8 protein-coding genes and 1 pseudogene are annotated in these 9,224 nt (G+C 64.4%); 7 read left to right on the plus strand and 2 right to left on the minus strand.

Annotation, left to right across the window (positions count from 1 at the left end; translation table 11 throughout):
* The 5 genes and pseudogenes from Q1J95_RS11495 to Q1J95_RS11515 form a co-directional block, all read left to right on the plus strand.
* Positions 1–510, plus strand: a pseudogene (locus Q1J95_RS11495) (glutamine synthetase); the annotation flags it as partial.
* Between the two features lie 4 nt (positions 511–514).
* Complete coding sequence (locus Q1J95_RS11500; RefSeq protein ID WP_300267698.1) at positions 515–3,490, plus strand: bifunctional [glutamine synthetase] adenylyltransferase/[glutamine synthetase]-adenylyl-L-tyrosine phosphorylase; 2,976 nt, start codon at positions 515–517, stop codon at positions 3,488–3,490.
* A 36-nt stretch (positions 3,491–3,526) separates the two neighbouring features.
* Positions 3,527–4,441 carry a diacylglycerol kinase family protein gene (locus Q1J95_RS11505; protein ID WP_300267699.1) on the plus strand — a complete coding sequence of 305 codons (915 nt, stop codon included), beginning with the start codon at positions 3,527–3,529 and terminating at the stop codon, positions 4,439–4,441.
* An 86-nt stretch (positions 4,442–4,527) separates the two neighbouring features.
* Complete coding sequence (locus tag Q1J95_RS11510; RefSeq protein ID WP_300267700.1) at positions 4,528–4,749, plus strand: hypothetical protein; 222 nt, start codon at positions 4,528–4,530, stop codon at positions 4,747–4,749.
* A 65-nt stretch (positions 4,750–4,814) separates the two neighbouring features.
* Positions 4,815–5,471, plus strand: coding sequence for a hypothetical protein (locus Q1J95_RS11515; protein WP_300267702.1), 657 nt, complete (start codon positions 4,815–4,817; stop codon positions 5,469–5,471).
* 55 nt (positions 5,472–5,526) lie between these two features.
* On the opposite strand, the gene glnA is transcribed toward Q1J95_RS11515, so the two are convergent.
* Positions 5,527–6,951 (minus strand): type I glutamate--ammonia ligase, encoded by a 1,425-nt coding sequence (gene glnA, locus Q1J95_RS11520; RefSeq protein WP_300267703.1) that lies wholly within the window; start codon positions 6,949–6,951, stop codon positions 5,527–5,529.
* 122 nt (positions 6,952–7,073) lie between these two features.
* On the opposite strand from glnA, the gene Q1J95_RS11525 reads away from it, so the two are divergent.
* Positions 7,074–7,502 (plus strand): RDD family protein, encoded by a 429-nt coding sequence (locus Q1J95_RS11525; protein ID WP_300267704.1) that lies wholly within the window; start codon positions 7,074–7,076, stop codon positions 7,500–7,502.
* A gap of 4 nt (positions 7,503–7,506) precedes the next feature.
* Here the strand turns inward: Q1J95_RS11525 and Q1J95_RS11530 are convergent, their stop codons facing one another.
* On the minus strand, positions 7,507–7,995 hold the full coding sequence (locus tag Q1J95_RS11530) for an ATP-dependent zinc protease (RefSeq protein WP_300267705.1): 489 nt from the start codon (positions 7,993–7,995) through the stop codon (positions 7,507–7,509).
* Between the two features lie 17 nt (positions 7,996–8,012).
* Here Q1J95_RS11530 and Q1J95_RS11535 point away from each other — a divergent pair, with 17 nt between their 5' ends.
* Positions 8,013–9,197, plus strand: coding sequence for a RimK family alpha-L-glutamate ligase (locus Q1J95_RS11535; protein ID WP_300267706.1), 1,185 nt, complete (start codon positions 8,013–8,015; stop codon positions 9,195–9,197).
* Positions 9,198–9,224: the final 27 nt, after the last annotated feature.

The raw sequence follows: 9,224 nt of genomic DNA on the forward strand, positions 1-9,224 counted from the left end.
CTGAAGCACGCGAACGAGATCGCCGCTGTCACGAACCAGTTCGTCAACTCGTACAAGCGTGTGTGGGGCGGCGACGAGGCGCCCAGCTTCGTCACCTGGGGGCACACGAACCGCTCAGCTCTGGTGCGTGTCCCGATGTACAAACCGCACAAGAGCCAGTCGTCGCGCGTGGAATACCGTGGTCTGGACTCGGCCGCGAACCCCTACCTGGCATACTCGCTGCTGCTGGCGGCCGGTCTGAAGGGCATCGAAGAGGAGTACGAGCTTCCGCCCGAGGCCGAGAACAATGTGTGGGCCCTGAGCGTCGCAGAACGCCGTGCTCTCGGCTACGCCTCACTGCCGACGAGTCTCGAGCACGCCCTGGAGTTCATGGAGGACTCTGAACTCGTCGCCGAGACGCTGGGGGAGCAGGTGTTCAATTACGTGCTGCTCAACAAGCGCAAGGAATGGGAGTCGTATCGCGGCCAAGTCACCCCGTTCGAGCTGAAGAGCAATCTCGAGCTGCTCTGAGCGCATGGCACGTTCCTCCGCCGCGTTCTCGCTGTCCTCTCTCGCGCGCCTCGGGTTCACCGGGCTGACCGCCGCCGCCGAGACGTTGGAGGAGCTCGCCGCTCTCGTGGGGATCGACCGTGCCCTGCTTCTCGACGGCGCTGTCGCAGCCGACCCGGATGCGGCGGCGATGGGGATGCTGCGCATCGCTTGGCGTGATCCCGTTGCCCTCGAACCGCTGCTGAACAACCCAGACGCTCGCGCCGTGACGTGGCGGGTGTTCGGCGCGTCTCTCGGACTGGCAGATTTCTTCCTGCGGCATCCGGAGGAGCTCTCTGTGCTCGCCGAGGTGGGTTCGCTGGTGCCGAATGCGGTGACGTTGCGTGAGCGCATGCTCGAGGCGGTCGGCGCCGTCGGCGGCTTTTCCGAGAGCGGTGACGACTCCGCCTGGAATGCGTTGCGGATCGCCTACCGACGCTCTCTCGCAGAGATCGCCGCTGTCGATCTCTCGGCTCCGGAACCGGTCGTACGCATCGCGGCTGTCTCGGCCGCGCTGTCTGATGCGGCGGGGGCGGCCCTGGAAGCATCGCTGGCCGTCGCTCGCACGCGCGTGGCCGCATCCTGCTCACGCGAGGAGGTCAGCCGAACTCAGTTAGCGGTCATCGGCATGGGCAAAGCGGGCGCGCGCGAGCTGAACTATGTCAGTGACGTCGACGTCATCTTCGTCGGCGGCACCGTCGATGATGAGCGGCTCACGGAGAGCAGGGCGATCGACATCGCCACCAGCCTCGCCCGAGAGACCATGCGTGGAGTCGCGGCCATCGAAGTCGAGCCGCCGTTGTGGGAGGTCGACGCCAATCTCCGTCCCGAGGGCAAGCAGGGAGCGTTGGTGCGCTCACTCGCCTCGCACGTGGCCTACTACGAACGCTGGGCGAAGAGCTGGGAGTTCCAGGCGCTATTGAAGGCGCGGCCGCTTGCCGGAGACGTCGCGCTCGGCGACGACTACATCGCGGCTGTGCAGCCAAAGGTCTGGGAAAGCGCGGCACGCGAGAACTTCGTCGACAGCGTGCAGAGTATGCGCGAACGTGTGACCGAGCACATCGACCCGGAAGATGCCCCGTACCAGCTGAAACTCGGAGCAGGCGGCTTGCGCGATATCGAGTTCACCGTGCAGCTTCTTCAGCTGGTGCACGGGCTGACCGACCCCGCCATCCGCACGCGAGGCACCCTGGAGAGCCTGGACGCTCTCGTCGCTGGCGGTTACATCGGCCGACAGGATGCGGCCACCTTCGCGGCTGATTACCGCACGCTTCGTCTGCTCGAGCATCGCCTGCAACTGCACGAGCTGACCCGTACGCATCTGATGCCGCGAACGGGGGAGGGGTTGCGCGTGCTGGCGCGGGCAACCGGTCTGGCTGACGACGGCACGGCGATCTGGAAGCTGTGGGGCAGCGTCCGGCGCGAGGTGCGTGACATTCATACGCGCCTGTTCTATCGGCCCCTCCTCAGCGCCGTGGCCGCCCTTCCGGAAGAGGAACGCACCCTCTCGACAGAGCAGGCGAACGACCGTCTGGCCGCGATCGGCTTCCGCGACCCGGCCGGGGCGCTACGTCACATCGGCGCGCTCACGACGGGCATCAGTCGCAAGGTCACGATCCAACGTCACCTCATGCCCATCATGGTCCGCTGGTTCGCCGATGGCAGCGACCCCGATTATGCCCTGCTTGCCTTCCGTCGCGTGAGCGAGCGGCTCGGCGACACCTCATGGTTCTTGCGGATGCTGCGCGACTCGGCAGGTGCGGCCGAGAATCTCACACTCCTGCTGTCGTCATCGCGCTATATCGGTGAGCTGATGGAGTGGATTCCCGAATCCGTCGCATGGCTCGACAAGCAGGAGCGGCTACGGCCGCGGGATGCCGTCCAGCTGTACGAGGAGGCCAGGGCGATTCAGACGCGGCATGCGTCTGTGGGCTCGGCTCTCCAAGCCGTGCGTGCTCTGCGACGGCGAGAGCTGCTGCGTACGGCGATGGGCGCTGTGCTCGGCGTGCTCACGATCGACGACGTGGCGAAGGCGCTCAGCGCCATCACCGATGCCACGATCCAAGCGGCGTTGCGTGCGGTACGCCGTGACGTCGTCCCACCCGATGACGACGCGTTGGAGTTCGCCGTCATCGGCATGGGGCGCTTCGGCGGGCAAGAGCTCGGCTTCGGCTCTGACGCCGACATCCTGTATGTGTATGACGCGAACGGCATAGATCCTGAGCGTGCCGGACAGCTCTCATCCCGGCTCGTCGCCGGGCTGCGTGAGCACCTCACCGACCATCGAGTGCCGCTGGAGCTGGACGCCGGGCTGCGGCCGGAGGGGCGCCAGGGGCCCCTTGTGCGCTCGATCGCGGCGTATACCGAGTACTACCGGCGCTGGTCGGTCTCCTGGGAGGCACAGGCCCTGCTGCGGGCGCGCGGGGTCGCTGGCAGCTCGAAGCTGATCGAGAAGTTCAACGCGTTGGCTGACAGCATCCGTTATCCGCGCGAGGTCGACCAGCTCGGGATCCGTGAGATCAAGCGAATCAAGGCCAGAGTCGAAGGGGAGCGACTGCCCCGAGGAACCGATCCCCATCGGCATCTGAAACTCGGACCCGGGTCACTGAGCGACGTCGAATGGCTGGTGCAACTCATCCAGCTTCAGCACGCGCACGCGGTGCCTGGGCTGCGCACGACATCGACTCTCACCGCTCTTGACGCCGCGATCGAGGCGAAGCTCATCGAAGAAGATGATGCCGAGTTGCTGCGCGCGGCGTGGCTCTTGGCGAGCCGCGTCAGATCGGCCATTACGCTGCGCACGGGAAAGACCAGCGATGTGCTTCCTTTCGACCGTCGCGAGCTGGATGCGATCGGTAACCTGCTGGGATATCCCGAGCGCTCGGCCAGCGAGGTCGAAGAGGATTATTTCGCTGCGACGCGCCGGGCACGCCGAGTGTTCGAGCAGCTGTTCTACGGGTAGCTTGCACTTCCGTGCCTCCTGGCTCAGGCTGAGCACATGACAGCGAACAAGGCCGGAATCGTCTGGAACCCCTCGAAGATCGACGAGGAGACGCTCAAGCAGGCGGTGCTCGCCGCTTTTGATTACGAGGTGCAGTGGTGGGAGACCAGTACGGATGACCCCGGTTACGGCATGGCGCAGGAGGCCCTGGCTGCGGGCTGCACGAGTGTGATCGCGGTCGGCGGCGACGGTACAGTGCGCGCTGTCGCATCAGCTCTCGCCGGCAGCGACGCTGTACTCGGCATCGTGCCGCAGGGAACGGGAAACCTTCTCGCGCGCAACCTCAATGTTCCTCTCGACGACATCGGTGCCGCGCTATCGCGCATCGGTTCCGGCGCCGAGCGCACGATCGACCTCGGGTGGGTCAGCCTCAACGGCGAGGAGCGTGCCTTCGCCGTCATGGTCGGTTTCGGCGTCGACGCGCAGATGCTCGTGGAGACGGACGACGACCTCAAAGACCGAGCAGGCTGGCTCGCCTATGTCGAGGCCATGGGCCGTGCGATGGCCGGAACCGAGATGACCGGCATCACGCTCACGCTCGATGACGCGCAGCCCCAGGAGGTACGCGGTCACACGCTGTTGATCGGCAACTGCGGAATGGTTCAGGGCGGCATCCGACTGCTTCCCGATGCTCAGCTCGATGACGGCCTTCTCGATGTGCTGCTGATCAGCTCGGACGGGGCGCTCCAGTGGCTCGACACTGTGCGCTCCGTCGTGTGGGACAACGGCATTCGTCGTCTGCTCGGCCGTGGCGAAGAAGCGGTGAGCACGGAGTCGACCAGGCACCTGACAGCGAAGCGCATCCGCATCGAACTCGATACCCCTCTCGAATTCGAGATCGATGGCGAAGAAGTCGGCGAAGTCTCGACCTTCGAGGTCCGCGTGCAAGCCGGTGCCGTGCGAGTGCACTGACACCAGACGGATGAGTCGGAGGCGCGGAATCTGTGATCGGGAGAGGCACGCCGCCGTCTGGCTCGTGGCCCATCTCGTCGGAGGCTTTGTTCGGGTCTCAGGCAACGGGCGGCTACTTCATCCTGCAGCTTCCGGTCTCTCAGACGGCCGACGAGACCACGGAGCACCAGTGGATGCTCATCACCGAGCCGCGCAACGGCGATGACGGCGGCGCAGGCGACGTGATCGTCACCCCCGTGCCGGTGGCGAAGCGGCTCAAGAAGATCAGGACGAGACTCCAGCAGAAGGCTGAGCGCAGCGCAGGGTGAAGGAGTCGTGAGATGAGGACGAGGAACACGGCGCACCCCCCCTGCCTGTCCCTGACGACGGGTGGATGCACCTGCTACGTCCGGTGGTCGCCACCTTCTCGCTGTGGGCGATCGCGGCGTTCATGATTGCTGCGGCGGGGCTGCCGCAGATGCACCCGCAGTGCTATTCAGATTCCCCGACAGGCGGCCGCGTCTGTCCGCTGCACCGCGACCCCGTGCTCACGCACCTTTTCGACGTCCGATGGCCCTCGGTATCCGAGGCTGTGACCGTCTCTGTGATATTGGTGGCGATGCTGCTCGGGATCACCGTACTCGGCGCCGTGTTGCTCCTGCTGGGTCTGCTCGGGCTCCGCGCATTCCTCGGGGCGCTGCGTCGACGATATTCACGGCACCTCCGCCGAGAGCATCTGCGCGAACACGGCAACCGCACTGTGGCGAGAATCACCTGCCTCGGCTGGCAGCAGGCATATCAGAACGATGACGCCGTGTTCACCCTCACCGCGCAGTTCAGCACGAAGGAGGGCATAAGATCCGTCACCGACGAGCTGTGTGTGCCTCGCAAGGACGCCCCGGTGTTGGGAGGCACGGTAGTGGTCATCCATGACGACGAAGCCGGCCACCCGACGAGTATCGACGTGCTGCTGGAAATGGATCCGGATGGCCTTCGGGATCCGAACGCGCTCGAAAAGTACCCGCCGGCACCAGAAGCATCGCCGAGCTAAGCGACGACCGGGTTCCGGTGAGAACGGCGATGGGCGTGCCCTCGCGTCGAGTGAATCACACGCCGTAGTACAGCTCGAACTCGAACGGGTGCGGGCGCTGGGCCAGCGGAATGATCTCGTTGTCGGTCTTGTACGAGATCCACGTCTCGATCAGCTCCGGCGTGAACACACCGCCTTCGAGCAGGAACTGGTGATCGTCGCGCAGCGCCTCCAGCGAGTCGAGCAGCGAGTTCGGCACCTGCGGAATGTTCTTCGCTTCCTCCGGGGGAAGCTCGTAGAGGTCTTTATCGATTGGCGCGAGCGGCTCGATGCGGTTCTTGATGCCGTCGAGGCCGGCCATCAGCTGTGCGGCGAAGGCGAGGTAAGGATTGCTGGACGCATCCGGCACGCGGAACTCGATGCGCTTGGCCTTCGGGTTCGAGCCGGTCAGGGGGATACGCACCGCCGCTGAGCGGTTACCTGCCGAGTAGGCGAGGTTGACGGGAGCCTCGAAGCCCTTCACCAGACGGTGGTAGCTGTTCAGCGACGGGTTCGTGAAGGCGAGGACGGCGTTGGCGTGCTTGAGCAGGCCACCGATGTACCAGCGGGCGACGTCGCTGAGCTGGCCGTAGCCGGCCTCGTCGTAGAAGAGGGGCTTGCCCTCGTTCCACAGCGACTGGTGTGTGTGCATTCCCGAACCGTTGTCGCCGTACAGCGGCTTCGGCATGAACGTCACCGTCTTGCCCCACTGCTCAGCTGTGTTCTTGATGATGTATTTGAACTTCAGGATGTCATCGGCCGCGTGCACCATCGTGTCGAAGCGGTAGTTGATCTCTTGCTGACCACCGGTGCCGACCTCGTGGTGCGAGCGCTCCAGGGCAAAGCCGGCCTCGATAAGGTTGAGCGTCATCTCATCGCGCAGATCCGCGGTCTTGTCGACAGGTGCCACGGGGAAGTAGCCGCCCTTGTACGGCGTCTTGTTGGCGCGGTTGCCGCCCTCTTCCTCACGGGCGGTGTTCCACGCGCCCTCTTCGGAATCGACACTGTACGTGGCCTGATTCGCGGTCACCGAGTAGCGGACGTCGTCGAAGATGTAGAACTCCGCCTCAGGCGCGAAGAACGCGGTGTCGGCGATGCCGGTGGATGCAAGGTACTTCTCGGCCTTCTTCGCGACCTGGCGCGGATCCTTCGAGTAGATCTCGCCGGTGCGGGGGTTGTAGATGTCGAAGATCATCACGAGCGTCTTCGCCTCGCGGAACTGGTCGAGGTATGCGGTCGTGACATCGGGGATGAGCTGCATGTCGGATTCGTGGATACTGGCGAAGCCCCGAATCGACGACCCGTCGAAGAGCTGGCCATCCGTGAAGAAGGCCTCATCGACAGTCGATGCCGGGATGTTGAAGTGCTGCTGCACACCGGGAAGGTCGGTGAATCGGATGTCGAGGAACTTGATGTCGTTCTGCTCGATATAGCGCAGCACTTCGGACGAATCGGTGAACATGTATCACTCCTGAGTCATGCGGATGTGGGCTTTGAGCCCTGCATGAAGACTAGGTCGCGGGGATTTCTCCACCGTGTCTTCTATGTTTCGCCCATGTTACAGACCCTCGATAGGATGATTCGGTGACGGATGCAGTGAACTCCTACCCCGGCGAGCGTCTGGGACTGCCGGAATCGGGCTCGCTGAGCATCGCCAGAGTCGGGCGCCGCGTCGGCGCTCTGCTCATCGACTATGTTGCGGCGAGCCTCATCGCGACCGGCTTCTTCGGGTATGACCAGTTCGCGCTTCCCACCGACGCGGGTGCAACGATGTTCGCCCCGATGATCGTCTTCGCCGTGCTGCAGATCGTGTTCATTCCGACGATTGGCGGGAGCCCCGGTCACCGGATTCTCGGGATGCGGGTGGTGCGTTACGGCGGCGGCTGGGTCGGCCTGTGGCGGCCGATTCTACGCACTGCGTTGCTGGTGATCGTCATTCCCGCTGTGATCTGGGATGCCGATCAGCGCGGACTCCACGACAAGGTAGCCGGAACCATCCTCATCCGTGCGTGACGCCTCACGTGCGTCCGCGATTACGGCGGCGTGCCGTCTTCGGCGCTCGGCCGCCGAGGAAGGAACGGGCCGGGTCCACGCTGTATCCCTTGCGCAGCGCCTCACGACCGATGAGCATCCGAAATCCCATCTCATCGCGGTTGCTGAGGGTGACCTCCGACACGACCAGCCGGTCGACGAGTCGGATCGCCAACAACACCACGATGCGCTGCTGTGCATGACCGGAGGAGCTTCGTACCGCTCGTCGATCGTGTACGGGACACTCCACGATCGTGGCATCCGCATTCGTATCCTGCCAAGGATTGACCCGAAAGCGGACCCAGTCTTCGCCCTCGCGATCGAACTCCGCGACGTCGAAAGCGTGCAGTGACGAGGTGCGAGCCCCCGTGTCGATCTTGGCTTTGATCCAGTCGACACCGGCATCGGGAAGGCTCACCCATTCACGCCACCCGGTAAGAGTGTTTGAATGAGATGACTTACCCACGCGATACATCTTGGCAGGAAATTGTTGTGAAGCTCGCCATCCTCTCTCGTGCACCGCATGCATACTCCACACAGCGGCTGCGCGCGGCAGCCGTGCAGCGCGGCCACGAGGTGAAAGTCCTCAATACGTTGAAGTTCGCCATCGATCTCACAGCCGACGAACCCGACCTGCATTACCGAGGGCGACCGCTCAGCGACTATGAGGCGATCCTGCCGCGCATCGGCAGCTCGATCACGTACTTCGGCACCGCTGTGGTGCGCCAGTTCGAGCAGATGGATGTCTTTACTCCCAACACCGCACATGGCATCTCCAGTGCACGGGACAAACTCCGCGCAAATCAGATTCTGTCTCGCCACGGCATCGCCATGCCCGCGACCGCTTTCGTGCGCAACCGAGCCGATGTGCGGCCCGCCATCGAGCGCGTCGGCGGGGCGCCGGTGGTCATCAAGCTGCTGGAGGGAACGCAGGGAATCGGCGTGATCCTTGCGCCACAGGTGAAGGTCGCCGAGGCCATCATCGAGACGTTGCACTCGACGAACCAGAACGTCCTCATCCAGAAGTTCGTCGCCGAGAGTCGGGGGCGTGACATCCGAGCGCTTGTCGTCGGAGATCGTGTCGTGGCCGCCATGCGCCGTGTGGCGGCCGGCGATGAGTTCCGATCCAATGTGCATCGGGGCGGAAGGGTCGAGGCGGTCGCTCTCGACCCGGTGTACGAGCGCGCGGCGGTGCGTTCTGCTCAGATCATGGGTCTGCGCGTGGCGGGTGTCGACATGCTCGAGGGCGAGAACGGCCCGCTCGTGATGGAGGTCAACTCCTCGCCTGGCCTGCAGGGCATCGAGCAGGCGACGGACTTGGATGTGGCCGGCGCCGTCATCGACTACATCGCCTATCAGGTCGCCTTTCCCGAGATCGACGTGCGACAGCGACTGACGGTCTCGACGGGTTACGGGGTGGCTGAGCTGCTCGTGCACAACGCCGCCGAACTCGTCGGCACGACGCTGGGCGACTCCGGCCTGTGGGAGCGCGATATCACGGTGCTCACGCTTCATCGCGGTGTCAGTGTCATTCCCAATCCACGCAAGCACGTCGTGCTGGAAGAGGACGACCGTCTGCTGTGCTTCGGAAAGCTCGAGGAGATGCGCTCCATGATTCCCGCGCGACGGCGACGTCGCGCCCGCGTTCGTCGCCTGCCGAAGGAATCGTCGAACTAGCGCGGACGCTGTGCGCGAACCTTTGTC

The sequence above is a fragment of the Microbacterium sp. genome, from assembly GCF_029263575.1.
Taxonomy (GTDB): domain Bacteria; phylum Actinomycetota; class Actinomycetes; order Actinomycetales; family Microbacteriaceae; genus Microbacterium.